Source organism: Mesorhizobium sp. LNHC229A00 (genome assembly GCF_000502415.1).
Classification (GTDB): Bacteria; Pseudomonadota; Alphaproteobacteria; order Rhizobiales; family Rhizobiaceae; genus Mesorhizobium.
The window spans coordinates 93,486-108,319 of record NZ_AYWQ01000010.1 but is presented as its reverse complement, the minus strand read 5'-3'; the positions used below and the strand labels follow the sequence as shown (position 1 = coordinate 108,319).

Here is a 14,834-nt window from a genome sequence, read left to right as displayed (position 1 = left end):
AAGGCAGCAAAGGGGCCGCAAGCCCTTGTCGCTGATGACAAAACGCGAGGCGCTGCCAGCACTCCGGCGAAGGCCGGTGCGCAATATTATTCTCTTACATCGTGACTTTACGGATTTGTTTGACTTTCAAATCGGCGAATTCGCCTGCATGCGTGCCGCTCATCTCGACAGATCCAGTCCTCGCAAAGTTCTCCAATGGCCTTTCGTCTTTTTGTCCCCATCCTCGCCGGCGCCACGCTGCGTGAACGCATCCTGGCGTGTATCGGCGCTACGATCGGCATCGCGCTGACGGGCGCGATCAGCGGGCTGGCGATGGGCGGCGGCCCGCATGTGGCCCTGCTGGTGGCGCCGATGGGCGCATCCGCAGTGCTTCTGTTCGCCGTACCGGCCAGCCCGTTGGCGCAACCCTGGTCCATCATCGGCGGCAATTCCATATCGGCGCTGGTCGGGGTGACCGTGGCACATTTCATCCATGATCCGGTGATGGCCTCGGGGCTCGCGGTGGCGCTCGCCATCGCCGCGATGTCGTTCACGCGCTGCCTGCATCCGCCAGGCGGTGCCGCCGCGCTGACGGCGGTGCTCGGCGGCCCGGCCGTCATCAGCGCGGGCTTCCTGTTCCCGTTCGTGCCGGTGGCCTTGAATTCGACCATCCTGGTGGCGCTGGGCTTCCTTTTCCACAAGCTGGCGCGGCGCAATTACCCGCATGTCGCGACACCAGCCGCCAACAGCCACGGCACCGCCGATGCGCCGGCTCAGCAGCGCGTCGGCTTCCGGCCCGAGGATATCGACGCGGCGCTGACCACACTTGACGAGACCTTCGACATCGACCGCGACGACCTCGAACGGTTGCTGAGACAAGTCGAACTGCAGGCCATGGTGCGCTCACACCGCACGCTGCTGTGCGAGGACATCATGTCGCGCGACGTGGTTTCGGTGTCTGAGCAAGCCACCGCCGACGAGGCGCGCCAGCAACTGCTCGATCATAATATCCGTACCTTGCCCGTGGTCGACGCGGATGCCCGGCTGGTTGGCGCCGTTGGCCTGCGCGAGCTGACGAAAGCCACCGACACAGTGAAGAGCGTCATGGCAAAAGCCGGCACCGCCTGGCCCGAGACACCGGCGATGAGCTTGCTCCCGGTGCTGACCGACGGGCGCAGCCATGCCGTGGTCATCGTCGACGGCGAGCGGCATATTCTCGGCCTGATCACGCAGACCGACCTCTTGGCGGCGGCCGCACGCGTGCAGAGGGCAGACAAGGGATTGGCGGCAGCCTAGAATACCGAACCCGGATCCCTCTGGTCCGGGAACCTTTTGCCGGCAGGCGCATCCAATGCGCAGCATTTGCACGAGGAGATCCGGTCGCGATGAGCAAGCAGCCAATGCCCGCCACGGTGCCGGCGATTGCCGAAAGCCCTTCCGGCGACATGCTGCTTGTCCACCGCGCGCTGGCGCGCGAGCCGGATGCTTTTCGCGCCATCATGAAGGTACACAACCAGCGGCTCTACCGCATCGCGCGCGGCATTCTGCGCAACGACGCCGAAGCCGAGGACGTCGTCCAGGAGGCCTATGTCAACGCCTTCGCCAGCCTGGCGGCGTTTCGCGGCCAATCCACGCTCGCCACCTGGCTGTCGCGCATCGTCATCAACGAAGCGCTCGGCCGCCTGCGCAAGAGACGTCGCACGGTGGAGATGCCTGCCGATCCGGAAGCGCGGATAATCAGGTTTCCCCTCAAATCCAACGACGATCCGGAGCGGACGATGGCGCAGCGGCAGATTCTCGCACTTGTCGAACGGGCGACCGACAGCCTGCCCGACATCTACCGCATGGTCTTCGTCGCCCGCGTCATCGAGGGCCTGAGCATGGAGGAAACCGCCGATTTGCTCGGCGTGCGGCCAGAAACCGTCAAGACGAGACTGCATCGGGCGCGCGCCCTGTTGCGCAAGGCGCTGGACGATGAAATCGGCCCTGTGCTGCTGGATGCCTTCCCCTTCGCGGGTCGGCGCTGTGATCGACTGACCCAGGCGGTGATGGGACGGCTGGGTTTTGAATGATGCCGTCCCGATTTTCCGGGAACGTTTCTCTCCGCCCCGCATCCAATGAGCGTCAACTGCAAATTCGAGCCCGGCGCCTCCGCGAGGCCGGGCCAAGGAGGATGCCATGTTCACCCGATATACCGTTGCCCTTGCAGCCCTGCTTCTCGTCGGCGCTGCCCCGGTCTCGAAAGCCGCCGACAAGCCGACCGACCCGCAGATCGCCCATATCGCCTATACGGCAGGCGTCCTCGACATCGAGGCGGCCAAGCAGGCGATCAAGAAGTCAAAAAGCAAGGAGGTCGTCGATTTCGCCAAGGACATGGAGCGCGACCATGAAGCGGTGAACAAGCAGGCGCTCGATCTCGTCAAGAAGCTCAAGGTGAAGCCCGAGGACAACGCCACCAGCCAGGCGCTGACGAAGGCGGCGAAGGAGGAACGTGCCAAGCTCGCCAAGCTGAAAGGCGCGGCCTTCGACAAGGCCTATATCGAAAACGAGGTCGCCTATCACAAACAGGTGAATGGCGCGCTCGAAACCCTGCTCATTCCCTCGGCCAGCAATGCCGAGCTGAAGAGCCTGCTCGAGACCGGTCTTAAGATCTTCCAAGGCCATGAGCAGCATGCCGAACACCTCGCCGGCATGCTGAAATGAAAGCGGGCGCCTTGGATCATCTGGCGCGGCTGGTCGTGCTGGCGTTGGTATCTACAGCGCCGGCAGCGGCGGCAACCATCCAGGTCACCGTCGACAAACTCGTCTTTTCGCCGGCCAGCGTCGATGCCAAGGTCGGCGACACGATCGAGTGGGTGAACAAGGACGTGATCGCCCACACGGCCACCGTGAAGGGCGGCTGGGAGGTGGTAATCCCGCCGAAGAAGTCGGCAAGCATGACGCTGAAGACGTCGCAAACGGTCGACTATTTCTGCCGCTTCCATCCCAACATGAAGGGACGCTTGCTGGTGGCGCCGTGATCCAAGGCCGAGGAGGCCCGTCTTGCCTCATCGGGNATCCCGCCGAAGAAGTCGGCAAGCATGACGCTGAAGACGTCGCAAACGGTCGACTATTTCTGCCGCTTCCACCCCAACATGAAGGGACGCTTGCTGGTGGCGCCGTGATCCAAGGCCGAGGAGGCCCGTCTTGCCTCATCGGGTCTCGCGACATGCGTCCACGATCCGTCGTGTCCGGGCCTGTGCCTGCTGATCCAGGCATCTAGCGCCTCGCGCAAATCGGCTGTCGGGGCCATACGGGCGAACTGCTCGGCCTCGACCAGCAAGCCTTCGGCGATGCTCAGATTGAGCCCGCTCGTCACCGCCGTAAGGATGCCCGCGACCGCCAGTCCGGAGTGCCGAAGGATACGCCTGGCCAGATTGAACGCAGCCGGCATCAGATCGTCGTGCGGCACCACCTGATTGACGAGGCCAAGGTCAAGAGCCCGCTGTGACGGGAACCAGTCGCCGGTCAAAAGCAGTTCGAGCGCGCGCTTGCGCCCTGCGAGCCTGGGCAGGCGCTGCGTTCCGCCGAAAGTCGGCGGCATTGCCAGAGTGATCTCCGGCTTGGCGAACAGCGCGCGGTCGCTGGCAATTGCAAGCGGCACGGCTTCCGTGATTTCGCAGCCGCCGCCGAAGGCGAGGCCGTTGACGGCTGCGATGACAGGCTTGCGAAAGGCTTCCAGCCTCGCCGTCAGCCGCTGTCCCCGCATGACGAAGTCTCGCAGCGCTATCTCGGCGCCCAGCGCCACGCTGGCCGAGAACTCCTCTATGTCGGCGCCCGCCGAGAAGGCCCGCTCGCCGGCCCCGGTCAGAATGACCGCGCGGATGCGGTCGTCGACTTCAATGTCGTCGAGTGTCGCGAGCAGGCGATCGATCAGCGCATAGTTTAACGCGTTCAGCTTTTCCGGGCGGTTGAGAGAAAGGACGGCAATGCCTTCCCTGTTTTCGTTCAGGACAAGATCGGTCATGGCTTCCTCCAGCATGGTGACGAGATGGGAGGTTACGCCATTCGCGGCTTGTGTATATTCACTAGGCGGTATACTTAGACCCATGCCCGAAGCACAAAGTCCTACCCGCAAGCGCATTGTCGACGCAGCAACCAGATTGTTTTACNGGTCATGGCTTCCTCCAGCATGGTGACGAGATGGGAGGTTACGCCATTCGCGGCTTGTGTATATTCACTAGTCGGTATACTTAGACCCATGCCCGAAGCACAAAGTCCTACCCGCAAGCGCATTGTCGACGCAGCAACCAGATTGTTTTACGCGGAGGGGATCGGCCGTGTCAGCGTCGATGCCGTCGCCGAGGAAGCGGGTCTTACGAAGCGGACGCTCTATTACCACTTCAAGAGCAAGGACGACCTCATCGCAGCCTATCTCGACGGCCGCGATCAGCCCAATCTGAAACGGATGGCCGGCTGGTTCGAGGCTGAGCAAGGTGGCGTGGACAGCAAGGTCGAAGCCATCTTCGCCAACCTGGCCCGCGCCACGCGCCATCCGAAATGGAAGGGATGCGGCTTCCTGCGCACCGCTGCGGAGCTTGCCTCGATGCCAGGGCACCCGGCGGTCAAGGTCGGGGCGCGGCACAAAAGCAATTTCGAGACATGGCTGGCGGCAGAATTGTCCGGCCACCATATCGAGGGGCCGCAGGCGCTGGCGCGCGAGATCGTGCTGCTGATGGATGGCTGCTTTTCGATCATGCTCATCCATCGCAACCCCGACTACGTCGACGCAGCCGGACGAGCCGCGGCCACGCTGGTCAGGGCGCGAATGTCGGGCAGCCAGGCCTAGGGCTATCCGCCGAACGCCAGCCACCCCGTACCGGCCAACAGCGTGATCAACGTCAGCGGCAGGCCGACCTTGAAGAAGGCGCCGAAAGACAACGGCGTGCCTGCGGCCTTGGACTGCTCGGCGACGATCAGATTGGCGACCGAGCCGAGCAGCGTGAAATTACCGGCGAGCGTCGAGCTCATGGCCACGACCAGCCAGGCGCGCTCGGGGTTTTCCAGGCCGGGTATGAAAGGCCTGAGCGCCAGCACGGCCGGAACATTGCTCATGATGTTGGACAACACGGCGGTGAAACCCGACAGCCGCCAGACATCGTCGAGCCCGATGTTCTTGGCCGAGGCGATCATGTCAGGTGTCAGCAGCGTCTTTTCCGCGCCGGCAACCACCACGAACAGGCCCGCGAACATGAACAGCAGCGGTCCGTCGATCTCGCGGTAGATGCGCGATGGCTTGATGGCGCGGGTCAGCNAGACGTGTGCTCTTCCGATCTGAGCGCCGCCTTGGCTACGGGAACACCGGCGAAGAAGGCGATCGCCAGCCCGATGCAGACTACCACCGCCTTCAGCACCTGGCCGCGATGCATGCGGCCGCGCGAAATGTGTGGCGTCAGTTCGCCGTTGAGGGTGAATTCGGCGCGGTAGACGATGCGCACGATGGCGATCACCGCGACAAGGCCGAACAAGGCGACCGGGGCGAGCGCCGCCGAAAAGGCGGGATAGGAAATGCCCGACAGCGCGCCGATGACCATGTTCTGCGGATTGCCCGTGATGGTGGCGACGCTGCCGCAGTTCGAAGCGGTGGCGGTGGCGATCAGATAAGGGATCGGATTGCGGTTGATAACGCGGGTAACGTGGACGACGATCGGCGCCATGACCAGGCAGATGGCGTCGTTGACCAGGAAGGCCGACAGCACGCCGGTGAGGAGCGTCACCATCACCAGCAGCATGAACGGTGCATGTGCGTGCTCGATGGCGATGGCGCCAAGACCGCGAAAGGCACCCGACACCTTCAGATGCGCCACGACGATCATCATGCCGAGCAGAAGCGTGATGGTGTCGAAATTTATGGCCCGGTAGGCATCCTCCATGCTGAGCGCGCCGATGGCGATCATCGCCGCGCCGCCAAGCAGCGCGATGCCTGCCCGGTCGAGCCGCAAGCCAGGTATGCGGCCGATTGCGACGCCGGCATAAGTCAAGATCAGGATCAGCAGTGCCGCGGCGCCGGTCAATGTCATCGGTAGAAGCCCTGCTCGATCTGTCCGCGCGCCGATGCCGGCCGCCCCGCGATTCACGTGATGCCAGCTTTAGCGCGATGTCGGCATCGATGCCAAACGGGGTACGTGGATTGCTGGCCGAGGGTGTTTGGAAAGCCGGACGGCGTGGCGCCGCTAACGCCGATAGAAGTCCGACCGCCGTTGCACCGCCTGTGGCGAAAACAGCTGCTCGACGGTTTGCCGCGCCTTCTGACCGACGGCCGACCGCAGTGCCGGGTCGGCTTTAAGCTCGGCCAGGATCCGTGCTGCCTGTTGCGTCGTTTCGAACAGGAAACCGTTTTCGCCATGCCTGATATGATCGGCGTAGCCACCATGCGAATGGCAAACGACCGGCAGGCCGCAGGCCATCGCCTCGAACACCACACGGCCGAACGTCTCCACATGCAAGCCGGTGCGATAATAGAAGACGTCGAGCGTCGGCAAAAACTGTTCGGCGGCAAATTCACCCTGCGGCAGGAGCTCGAGTTGCGTATGCGGCGCGAGCCTGTCCTTGAGCGGCATGCCGCCCTGAATCCGCACCGCATCGCCGTCGGCCAGCAATGCCTCATAGAGCGCCACATCGTCAGGATGATGCTTGTCCGCCGTATCGCGGCTCAGCCGCCCCACCGTGAACGGACCGTTTGGCCTTGCCTGCCGTGGCGAGAAGCGCTCGATATCGATGGGTGACGGATGCACGACGCCCTCAACCCGCAGCATGCGCTTCTGAAAGTCGGAGATCAGCACCAGTTCGGCACCGGGCCAACCCAGCAGGCGCGGTCTGCGTGTCGTCAGCGCGATGATCTTGGGATGAAAGGTGTTGAAGACATAGATCAGCCGGCGCGGTCGCGGGATCAGATAAGGCCACGTCTTGTTGCGCCAGTGCGCACCGAGAAAGACATAGGTGCCGCCAGCCGGCACATTGCGTGTTGCCGGCGAGACGCGGCGTATCGGAAATTCCTGCATCAGGTCTTCGGATACGCCCGACGAGGTTGCCCAGAGGCGCACCTGCGAGTCGGCGCTCAACAGCCGATACAACTCCAGGGTTTCGCGCTCACTGCCGCCAAACGGGTTCTGAAAGCCGTTGAATAAGTGGATCATGATCGCGGTGCTTATCGGGCCCGGGCGTTTGGCCATTCAATTCCCTGCATCCGCGGGCCGTGCCGTGCCCGCGGACCGCACGATCGAGGGACTCGAGAAAGCAGGACTGTTTCTGGCGATGCTCCATACATCACTTGCGCGGAGGAAGCACACAGACAGGTATGCGTCAAGGAAGCGGTCGGTGCCAGCCCGGCTGCGAGGCTGCTTTCAATGAACGGTGGCGGCGCTGAGCGGAGACGCTAGAGCGGCTTCCGCCGGATCGAAGCTGACCTGATCGCGTCCATTCGACTTGGCGGCATAAAGCCGTCTGTCGGCGGCGGAGAATATTGCCTCGTAGGTCGTCGGCCCGCTGAAGCTGGTGCCGCCGATGCTGACGGAAAGCGGACAGGACCGGCCATCGGGCGAAAAGTCCATTTCGCGTATCCGTCGGCGGATGCCTTCGGCAACCAGCCAGGATTGCGAGGGGTCGACGCCGGGAAGGAACACGCCGAACTCCTCGCCGCCGATCCGGCCGACGATATCGGTGCCACGCAGTTGGCCCTTGATCGCCTGCGCGATCAGTTTGAGCGCCTGGTCGCCACAATCATGGCCGAGGCGGTCGTTGATCGACTTGAAGTGGTCGGCATCGATGATCAGCAGCGCGCCGGTACGGGTCTCTTCCTGCTTGCGGGTTTGTTCGAGATAGGCCTCGACCAGCATCGAGAAGGCGCCGCGGTTCAGCACCGCCGTCAGGCTGTCCGTCGCGGCAATGACGCTGAGGTCGCGCTGGGCTATCGCCAGTTGGCGGATCTTCCACATCAGGAAAAACAGAAACGAGCCGCCGAGCACCAAGGGCAGCAGGAGGTCGGTCAGCTTGGCGCGCCAGACAGACTCGGGCGAAAGATAGGGGAAATTGAACGAATCGACGAAAAACGCCACGGCAATGAAGAATGCCGTGCCGGCGGCGGTGACGGCCATCACCCTGCCCCAGCTGGTGGGCGACAGGTCCAGCTTCATCCCTTTTTACTCCGTTAGCCGTCCCTACTATGACGTGCCAACGCAAACAAAATGATAAGACTTTCCTTTCAATTCGAGTTCAGGTGGCGACGAGACGAGATCAGGGGGCCGGGAGATGGAGCACGATCGCCAATAGGCGGCCGTGCCCCGATGGTTGGACGCAACTTGCTCACCGGATTTCGGACATGGAAATTCCGAAGTCAGCGGCTAGGCGCCGGCCCGACCGCCTCGGCGACGAAGGATGCCGCGATCAGGTCGTCGGCATCCAGTTGCAAGGAACCGTCGCCAGATCCCATGATGGCGGCGACTTTGTGAAAGGTTTGCATTTCATGGCCGGATATTTCGGCGTCTTGCATTCGGGCCCTGAGATCGGCGATACGCCGCCCCAAGGCTGGGGACGTTCCAATTTCACGTTTCGACATAGCCTTGTTTCTCCTCCACCAACCCGCGCTTGTTTTGCCCCACCCGTTCGCTTGCCCGCATGCTGCCTTTTATGAGGCTCCACGAATACAAGGCCCCGAACGCGTAGTTTTGGCCAAGGTTCCAACAGGGTCGGATCACGAAATAATTCCAGAGCCCTGCGCGGACCGGACCTCTGTTCGCCTTCCGGTAGACGGCGTGGCAGCACTGGCAAGTGACCGCGTGAGGTCATGCAATATAAGCCATTGAAATTATGGCGATCCCGACAGGATTCGAACCTGTGACCATCGGCTTAGAAGGCCGGTGCTCTATCCAGCTGAGCTACGGGACCGTCGGCCGGCCACGGCCGGCTGGATGCTTGGCGCCTGCGCCCTTCAGTGCGTCCAGGGCGTCCTGCGGTCATAGCGGAAATTCTCCGCATAGGAAATCTGGCGGCGCTTGGTCTCTTTCGGTTCCTCGACACGGAAGGCAAGCCCTTCCTTTTCGGCGTAGGCGACCGCTTCTTCGCGCGTGTCGAAGGTGAGCCGGATCTGGCTTCTCATGTCACCCGACGTGGTGTAGCCCATCAGGGGATCGATCTTCTTGCGCATCTCGGGGTCGAACTCCAGCACCCAATGGCCGGTCTTGGCCTTGCCGGACTGCATCGCGGTTTTGGCTGGACTGAAAATGCGCGCGGACATGGCCACCTCTTTGTTGGCAAGGCGGCATCGCCGCCCTCTTCGCCGTCATTACTGCGCATTGGCAGCGGCGGCAAGGTTTTTGCACTTGCCATGTACGACCGAAATGAATAGGCAACAGACCGTTCGGAGTGTAGCGCAGCCTGGTAGCGCATCTGGTTTGGGACCAGAGGGTCGGGAGTTCGAATCTCTCCACTCCGACCATTTCTCTTTAAAATGCGACACCGATGGCACCGAAGGGGTTTTGGCCCCTATCCGCGTGTCGCTATTTCATGCTCGCTTCCATCGCCATTGCCGGCTTAAGCTGCGGCAAACGGGGGTTTGCGGTGCTTGGGATCGATGCTTGGGTCTCGCTGTTCGGGCCGGCCTATTTTGCCTATGCGGGCGTGACGGTTCCGTTCATGGTGGCATGGGCGATCGCCTGTGCGGCCTTGGCGATGTGGAACAATCGCGAGAGCCGCAGGCTTGGCAGGCTCGCACCTGGCGTCGTCGCCTCCCGTTCGTGGGCAGCCAGCATCGGAATTTTTGTGCTGGTCGCCGCCTGCTATATCGCCGTGCACTCAGCCGTCTATCTGTTGGTCCGGTATTTCGTCAGAATGTGGCTGTGATTGGCCGCAAGCTCACCGCCAACAGTGCTACGTTGAGAGCACACCCTCGATATCGGTTTTCGAAAAATCGGCTCCGCCCTCCGCGCGGCGCACCAGTTCGGTCAGTTGTCCCTTGGCATCGGTAACGGATACCTGCATCGATTACTGCGCATGGACCAGTCTCTGGTCCAAGTTTCAATTGAGAAATAGACCGTCGAGTGGTCCGCTTGAAGAGTTTCGACGATGCTGGGCGGTCACTGTCGTCGGGGTGAATGTCCGCTGCGGCGCAACCGCTCGACGCATTTTGAACGCAAGCTCGCCGGGCGAGAACCCCAACCGCCTCATTCCCGGCGAGCCTACAACCTGATTTGGAACGCAATCAGGACCGGGGTCAGCCGGCAAGCTCACGCAGCAAGATGAGTGCCAGTTTTGTTTCCCAAAATGGGACTCTGGTCGAGACGGAGACCTCTGGAAACCTGAAGTCATCAAATCGCGAACTCGCCCTGCCCCTCGTCCATGGCATTGACGGTTTCGGCGGCCAATGCCCTGGTGATCGGCATCTTGCGCTCCAGCGCGGTACGATCCAGGCGCTCCACCACACGCATCGCGGTTGCCAGAGAACGCTCGATGCGCCGCACCAAATACTGCACGACATGCGGCTCGACCTCGACCTGGCGGTCGGCGAACAGCTTGGTGATGACACCGGCGAGCAGGAGATCATCGGGCTCATGGATCTCGACTGTCGCCGCCGCCTTGAGCCGCGATGCAAGATCGGGCAGCGATACACCCCAGGCCGAGGGAAAGCGGCGTGCGGTCAAAAGCAGCGTCGAGCCGGCGCCACGCACCGCATTGATGAGATGGAACAGGCCCAGTTCGTCGACCGCGCGTGCGTCGGCGTCATCGATCAGGGCCGGGCGGGCACCGAGATTTGCGATGCTGTCGCCAATGCGCCTGGCGTCGACAGTCACCGCCTTGGCGCGCGCACCCCAGATCGAGGCCAGATGCGTCTTGCCGGAGCCAGCTGGGCCTGCCAGCACCACCACCGGTGCTGGCCAATCCGGCCAGCGGTCGACCAGTGCGGCCGCCTGGTTGTTGGTGCCGGAGATGACCAGCTCATCACGCGAGTAACCGGTGCCATGGCCGAGATCGAGCGGCAACTGGCGTGGCGGGTCGGTTCGCTGCGCGGTCACTTCAGCGACGCGGTTGCGAGCGGTGGCCGCCGCCGCGATCGGCTGGCAGTGGCGGCGCGGGTTCTGTGGCATGGCCTTTGTAGAGCGGCGACTCAAGATAACGGGCGATGGCAAATCGCACCAGCACCGCAACCGCCGCTGAAGCCGGCACGGCAATCAAAAGGCCGACGAAGCCGAACAGCGCGCCGAAGGCGAACAGCGCGAACATCAGCCATACAGGATGCAGGCCGACGCTTTTGCCGACCAGCCTTGGCTGCAGGATGTTGCCTTCGATGAACTGGCCGATGAAGAAGACCACCGCAACCGCGACGATCATCGTCCAGTCCGGCCAGAACTGGACGAAGGCGACGCCGACGGCCAGCACCAGCCCGGTCAATGAGCCGACATAGGGAATGAAGGAGATCAGCCCGGCGAACAGGCCGATGAGGATGGCGAAGTTCAGCCCGGTCAGCGTCAGGCCGGTGGCGTACATGGCGCCCAGCACCAGGCAGAGCGTGCCCTGCCCGCGCACGAAGCCGGCTGTGGCGGTGTTGACGTCGCGCGCGATGGCGCGGACCGTGGCGACGTTGTCGCGCGGCACCCAGCTGTCGATGACCGCCACCATGCGGTCCCAGTCGAGCAGCATGTAGAAGGCCACGACCGGCGTCACCACGAACAGGCTGACCACCGAGACCAGGGCCACGCCCGAACTCCAGATCGAAGTGAAAACCGTGGTGAGCAGGCCGAAACCGGAGGTCAGCAGCGAGTTCAACCCATCGCGCAAGCCGTTGGCGTTGACGCCGAATTTCTGTTCAAGCCACTTCGGATCAAAGGAGGTGATCAGGCTCTGCAGCCGGGTCAGGTATTCCGGCAGCTTGCTGGCGAAATCGGCCATCTGCGTCGCCAGCACCGGGATGAGGATGACGAAGGCCAGCACCAGCACGATCAGGAAGGTGATGAGGATGACCACGGTCGCCATGAAGCGGCTGAGGCCGAGCCGCTGCAGACGGTCGGCGACCGGATCGAGGAAATAGGCAAGCACCATGCCGGCGACGAAGGGCAGCAGGATGTCGCTGAAGACATAAAGGAAGAGCGCCAGGATCGCGGCCCCCGCCAGCCAGAAGAATATCTGGCGGCGGAACGTGGAAGACGCCTCTGCCTCTGCCGCCGTCTCGCCTTCCGGCACGACCACAACCATCTGGCCGTCGTCGGCCTTGCCCAGCGCCGCCGCCTTGCGGGCGGCCGGCTTGCGGGCAGGCTTGCCGTCGATGGGCTTGTCAGCCTGATTTACCGCCTTCGCCATAGCCGCTCATATGCCTCAGCCAAGCCACGAGATAGGCCGCGGCCGAAGCCACGGTCAAGACCCCGGACAGCAATATGAGGCCTGGCCGCAGAGGGTCGAGGTGCACGGCAAAGGCGAGTTCGCCCAGCACAACCGCCGCCAGCACGATCTGGACGGCGGTATTCGCCTTCGACACCAAAAGCGGTTTCATCTCGACCGGATGGGCCATCGCCGTGGACAACAGGACCGCGCAGACGATCAACGCGTCGCGCGACACCATGGTGACGACCAGCCAGAGCGGCAACTGCCCGATGATGCCCATGACGACGAACACCGAAACCAGCAGCAGCTTGTCCGCGATCGGATCGAGATAGGCGCCGAACCTGGACTGCTGGTTGAACCGGCGGGCTATGAAGCCGTCGACGCCGTCGGAAATGCCGGCAACGACGAAGCCGGCAAAGGCCCAGTCCCAACGAGCCTGCAGCATGGCCAACACCACGGCAGGCACCAGGACAACGCGCAGCATGGTGATCAGGTTGGGGATGGTCAACGCATTGTCCCGCCGTATTATGCGTTGAGATAGATGAGGGCGATGGAGGGCCGAGGCAAGGGAGAGCCGGCTGGGCCAGCCGCAAGCACTGAGTGCGATGCCCCGGCTATCCACGCTTTTGTCGAGCCAAACGGAACCCGGTTCGGCCGTTATCCTTGCCCCCCGAAACCATTCATGCGAAGAGCCCGCAAACGAGCAGGGAAAATGCGATGAGCAAGCGCGACGCATCAAAGCGCGGAAACGGGCTCACCTATGCGCAGGCCGGTGTCGACATCGATGCCGGCAATCTCATGGTGGAGAAGATCAAGCCGCTGGTGCGCGCCACGCGCCGGCCGGGTGCGGATGGCGAGATCGGCGGCTTCGGCGGCCTGTTCGACCTGAAGGCGGCCGGTTTCACCGATCCGGTGCTGGTAGCAGCCAATGACGGCGTCGGCACCAAGCTCAAGATTGCCATCGAGTCGGGGAAACACGACACGATCGGCATCGACCTTGTCGCCATGTGCGTCAACGACATCGTCGTGCAGGGCGCCGAACCGCTGTTCTTCCTCGACTATTTCGCCACCGGCAAACTCGATCCCGATCAGGGTGCCGCGATCGTCGGCGGCATCGCGCAAGGCTGCCGCCAGGCCGGCTGCGCGCTGATCGGCGGCGAGACGGCGGAAATGCCGGGCATGTATCACGGCAAGGATTATGACCTTGCTGGCTTTGCCGTGGGCGCGGCCGAACGTGGCCAACTCCTGCCCACCGACGACATCGTCGAGGGCGACGTGCTGCTCGGGCTGGCCTCTTCCGGCTTGCATTCGAATGGTTTCTCGCTGGTGCGCCGCATCGTCGCCGCCAGCGGTCTGGCGTGGAACGATCCGGCACCGTTCAACGACGAGGCGACGCTTGCCGAGGCACTGCTCGAACCCACCCGCATCTACGTCAAGTCGATCCTCAAGGCGATCCGCAACACGCATGGCATCAAGGCGCTGGCGCACATCACCGGCGGCGGCTTTCCGGAAAACATTCCGCGCGTGCTGCCCAAGGATTTCTCGGCCGAGCTCGATCTCGAAGCCATCGACGTGCCGCCGGTGTTTTCCTGGCTGGCCAAGACAGGCGGCGTGGCGCCGGAGGAGATGATGCGCACCTTCAATTGCGGCATCGGCATGATTTTGGCTGTCGCTTCCGGTCAGGCGGCGCAGGTCGCGGCCGTGTTGCAGGAAGCCGGCGAGACGGTGACGCCGATCGGCCGCATCGTGCCGCGGCGCGACGCCGGCGTCATCTATCGGGGTTCGATCGGCCTATGAGCACGCAGAGAAAACGCACTGTTGTCCTGATTTCGGGGCGCGGCTCCAACATGACCGCGCTGATCGCGGCAGCCAACGATCCGGCCTTCCCGGCCGAGATTGCCGGCGTCATTTCCGACAAGGCGGACGCCGCCGGCCTCGGCATCGCCAAGGCACGCGGCATCGCCACCCAGGTCATTTCCCGCGCCGACCATGGCAGCAAGCAGGCGCATGACGCGGCGATCGACGCGGCACTTGCGGCCTTCAACGCCGACATCGTGGCGCTGGCCGGCTATATGCGCATCCTGACTCCCGGCTTTGTCCAGAAATGGCAGGGCCGCATGATCAACATCCACCCTGCCCTGCTGCCGGCCTTCAAGGGGCTCGACACCCATGCGCGCGCATTGGCCGCCGGCATCCGCATCCATGGCTGCACGGTGCATTTCGTCACATCCGAGATGGATGATGGCCCGATCATCGCGCAAGCGGCCGTGCCGGTGATGGTCGGAGACAATGCCGATACGCTGGCCGCCCGCGTGCTCAAGGCTGAGCACCGGCTCTACCCTCTGGCGCTTGGCCTGGTCGCCGATGGCAAGGCACGCATGGAGGCCGGGCATACGGTTCTTGCCCACTTCGCCGACGATGCCGACAACGGCACCTCGGTGGTGATGGCGCCCGATCCGCTGCGCGAGGAAGCCGACCTCGAGCATCTGGCGCGGATCACGCCCTGA

16 protein-coding genes, 2 tRNA genes and 2 pseudogenes are annotated in these 14,834 nt (G+C 63.3%); 9 read left to right on the top strand and 11 right to left on the bottom strand.

Features of this window, described 5'->3' with window-relative positions; genetic code table 11:
* Positions 1-195 precede the first annotated feature (195 nt).
* From X742_RS149385 to X742_RS149400, 4 genes are all read left to right on the top strand, one after another.
* On the top strand, positions 196-1,275 hold the full coding sequence (locus tag X742_RS149385; protein WP_023773467.1) for an HPP family protein: 1,080 nt from the start codon (positions 196-198) through the stop codon (positions 1,273-1,275).
* A gap of 89 nt (positions 1,276-1,364) precedes the next feature.
* Positions 1,365-2,051: an RNA polymerase sigma factor gene (locus X742_RS149390; protein WP_031248142.1), complete on the top strand. Its 687-nt coding sequence runs from the start codon at positions 1,365-1,367 to the stop codon at positions 2,049-2,051.
* A gap of 106 nt (positions 2,052-2,157) precedes the next feature.
* Positions 2,158-2,682 (top strand): DUF4142 domain-containing protein, encoded by a 525-nt coding sequence (locus X742_RS149395; protein WP_023773465.1) that lies wholly within the window; start codon positions 2,158-2,160, stop codon positions 2,680-2,682.
* Positions 2,679-2,999, top strand: a complete 321-nt coding sequence (locus X742_RS149400; protein WP_023773464.1) for a cupredoxin family copper-binding protein — start codon at positions 2,679-2,681, stop codon at positions 2,997-2,999. The genes X742_RS149395 and X742_RS149400 overlap by 4 nt, the downstream gene beginning before the upstream one ends.
* Before the next feature lie 89 nt (positions 3,000-3,088).
* Here the strand turns inward: X742_RS149400 and X742_RS149405 are convergent, their stop codons facing one another.
* Positions 3,089-3,985 (bottom strand): crotonase/enoyl-CoA hydratase family protein, encoded by an 897-nt coding sequence (locus X742_RS149405; protein WP_023773463.1) that lies wholly within the window; start codon positions 3,983-3,985, stop codon positions 3,089-3,091.
* 234 nt (positions 3,986-4,219) lie between these two features.
* On the opposite strand from X742_RS149405, the gene X742_RS149410 reads away from it, so the two are divergent.
* Positions 4,220-4,807: a TetR/AcrR family transcriptional regulator gene (locus tag X742_RS149410; RefSeq protein WP_023773462.1), complete on the top strand. Its 588-nt coding sequence runs from the start codon at positions 4,220-4,222 to the stop codon at positions 4,805-4,807.
* Positions 4,808-4,809: 2 nt separating this feature from the next.
* On the opposite strand, the pseudogene X742_RS01000000170325 reads toward X742_RS149410, so the two are convergent.
* From X742_RS01000000170325 to X742_RS149435, 6 genes and pseudogenes are all read right to left on the bottom strand, one after another.
* A pseudogene (locus tag X742_RS01000000170325) lies at positions 4,810-6,038 on the bottom strand (anion transporter).
* Positions 6,039-6,191: 153 nt separating this feature from the next.
* A complete protein-coding gene (locus tag X742_RS149415) occupies positions 6,192-7,190 on the bottom strand; it encodes a glycosyltransferase family 4 protein (RefSeq protein WP_245275576.1) in 999 nt (332 codons plus the stop codon).
* Positions 7,191-7,361: 171 nt separating this feature from the next.
* Entirely contained in the window at positions 7,362-8,150 is a 789-nt protein-coding gene (locus X742_RS149420) for a GGDEF domain-containing protein (protein WP_023773460.1), read from the bottom strand.
* 200 nt (positions 8,151-8,350) lie between these two features.
* Positions 8,351-8,572 (bottom strand): hypothetical protein, encoded by a 222-nt coding sequence (locus X742_RS149425; protein ID WP_023773459.1) that lies wholly within the window; start codon positions 8,570-8,572, stop codon positions 8,351-8,353.
* Between the two features lie 252 nt (positions 8,573-8,824).
* Positions 8,825-8,901 (bottom strand) — tRNA-Arg (locus tag X742_RS149430).
* Positions 8,902-8,944: 43 nt separating this feature from the next.
* Positions 8,945-9,250, bottom strand: a complete 306-nt coding sequence (locus X742_RS149435; RefSeq protein ID WP_015318428.1) for an ETC complex I subunit — start codon at positions 9,248-9,250, stop codon at positions 8,945-8,947.
* Between the two features lie 124 nt (positions 9,251-9,374).
* On the opposite strand from X742_RS149435, the gene X742_RS149440 reads away from it, so the two are divergent.
* Both X742_RS149440 and X742_RS149445 read left to right on the top strand, forming a co-directional pair.
* Positions 9,375-9,451 (top strand) — tRNA-Pro (locus X742_RS149440).
* 68 nt (positions 9,452-9,519) lie between these two features.
* Entirely contained in the window at positions 9,520-9,855 is a 336-nt protein-coding gene (locus X742_RS149445; protein ID WP_051407658.1) for a hypothetical protein, read from the top strand.
* Between the two features lie 72 nt (positions 9,856-9,927).
* Here X742_RS149445 and X742_RS1000000174095 read toward each other — a convergent pair.
* The 4 genes and pseudogenes from X742_RS1000000174095 to X742_RS149460 all read right to left on the bottom strand — a co-directional run.
* Positions 9,928-9,993, bottom strand: a pseudogene (locus tag X742_RS1000000174095) (type II toxin-antitoxin system prevent-host-death family antitoxin); the annotation flags it as partial.
* A gap of 326 nt (positions 9,994-10,319) precedes the next feature.
* A complete protein-coding gene (gene hdaA / locus X742_RS149450) occupies positions 10,320-11,024 on the bottom strand; it encodes a DnaA regulatory inactivator HdaA (protein ID WP_023773456.1) in 705 nt (234 codons plus the stop codon).
* Between the two features lies 1 nt (position 11,025).
* Positions 11,026-12,201 (bottom strand): AI-2E family transporter, encoded by a 1,176-nt coding sequence (locus X742_RS149455; RefSeq protein ID WP_023773455.1) that lies wholly within the window; start codon positions 12,199-12,201, stop codon positions 11,026-11,028.
* A 79-nt stretch (positions 12,202-12,280) separates the two neighbouring features.
* A complete protein-coding gene (locus tag X742_RS149460; protein WP_023773454.1) occupies positions 12,281-12,835 on the bottom strand; it encodes a CDP-alcohol phosphatidyltransferase family protein in 555 nt (184 codons plus the stop codon).
* 209 nt (positions 12,836-13,044) lie between these two features.
* Here X742_RS149460 and purM point away from each other — a divergent pair, with 209 nt between their 5' ends.
* Together purM and purN are read left to right on the top strand one after the other, a co-directional pair.
* A complete protein-coding gene (purM, locus tag X742_RS149465; protein ID WP_023773453.1) occupies positions 13,045-14,124 on the top strand; it encodes a phosphoribosylformylglycinamidine cyclo-ligase in 1,080 nt (359 codons plus the stop codon).
* The gene (gene purN / locus X742_RS149470) at positions 14,121-14,834 is read left to right on the top strand and encodes a phosphoribosylglycinamide formyltransferase (protein WP_023773452.1); all 714 of its coding nucleotides are present in this window, start codon (positions 14,121-14,123) and stop codon (positions 14,832-14,834) included. Before purM ends, purN begins: the two co-directional genes overlap by 4 nt.

Excerpts from the sequence above, each read along its gene's own strand:
- X742_RS149385 (WP_023773467.1), top strand. The coding sequence starts at position 196 with ATGGCCTTTCGTCTTTTTGTCCCCATCCTCGCCGGCGCCACGCTGCGT.
- X742_RS149390 (WP_031248142.1), top strand. The coding sequence starts at position 1,365 with ATGAGCAAGCAGCCAATGCCCGCCACGGTGCCGGCGATTGCCGAAAGC.
- X742_RS149395 (WP_023773465.1), top strand. The coding sequence starts at position 2,158 with ATGTTCACCCGATATACCGTTGCCCTTGCAGCCCTGCTTCTCGTCGGC.
- X742_RS149400 (WP_023773464.1), top strand. The coding sequence starts at position 2,679 with ATGAAAGCGGGCGCCTTGGATCATCTGGCGCGGCTGGTCGTGCTGGCG.
- X742_RS149405 (WP_023773463.1), bottom strand. The coding sequence starts at position 3,985 with ATGACCGATCTTGTCCTGAACGAAAACAGGGAAGGCATTGCCGTCCTT.
- X742_RS149410 (WP_023773462.1), top strand. The coding sequence starts at position 4,220 with ATGCCCGAAGCACAAAGTCCTACCCGCAAGCGCATTGTCGACGCAGCA.
- X742_RS149415 (WP_245275576.1), bottom strand. The coding sequence starts at position 7,190 with ATGGCCAAACGCCCGGGCCCGATAAGCACCGCGATCATGATCCACTTA.
- X742_RS149420 (WP_023773460.1), bottom strand. The coding sequence starts at position 8,150 with ATGAAGCTGGACCTGTCGCCCACCAGCTGGGGCAGGGTGATGGCCGTC.
- X742_RS149425 (WP_023773459.1), bottom strand. The coding sequence starts at position 8,572 with ATGTCGAAACGTGAAATTGGAACGTCCCCAGCCTTGGGGCGGCGTATC.
- X742_RS149435 (WP_015318428.1), bottom strand. The coding sequence starts at position 9,250 with ATGTCCGCGCGCATTTTCAGTCCAGCCAAAACCGCGATGCAGTCCGGC.
- X742_RS149445 (WP_051407658.1), top strand. The coding sequence starts at position 9,520 with ATGCTCGCTTCCATCGCCATTGCCGGCTTAAGCTGCGGCAAACGGGGG.
- X742_RS149455 (WP_023773455.1), bottom strand. The coding sequence starts at position 12,201 with ATGGTTGTGGTCGTGCCGGAAGGCGAGACGGCGGCAGAGGCAGAGGCG.
- purM (WP_023773453.1), top strand. The coding sequence starts at position 13,045 with ATGAGCAAGCGCGACGCATCAAAGCGCGGAAACGGGCTCACCTATGCG.
- purN (WP_023773452.1), top strand. The coding sequence starts at position 14,121 with ATGAGCACGCAGAGAAAACGCACTGTTGTCCTGATTTCGGGGCGCGGC.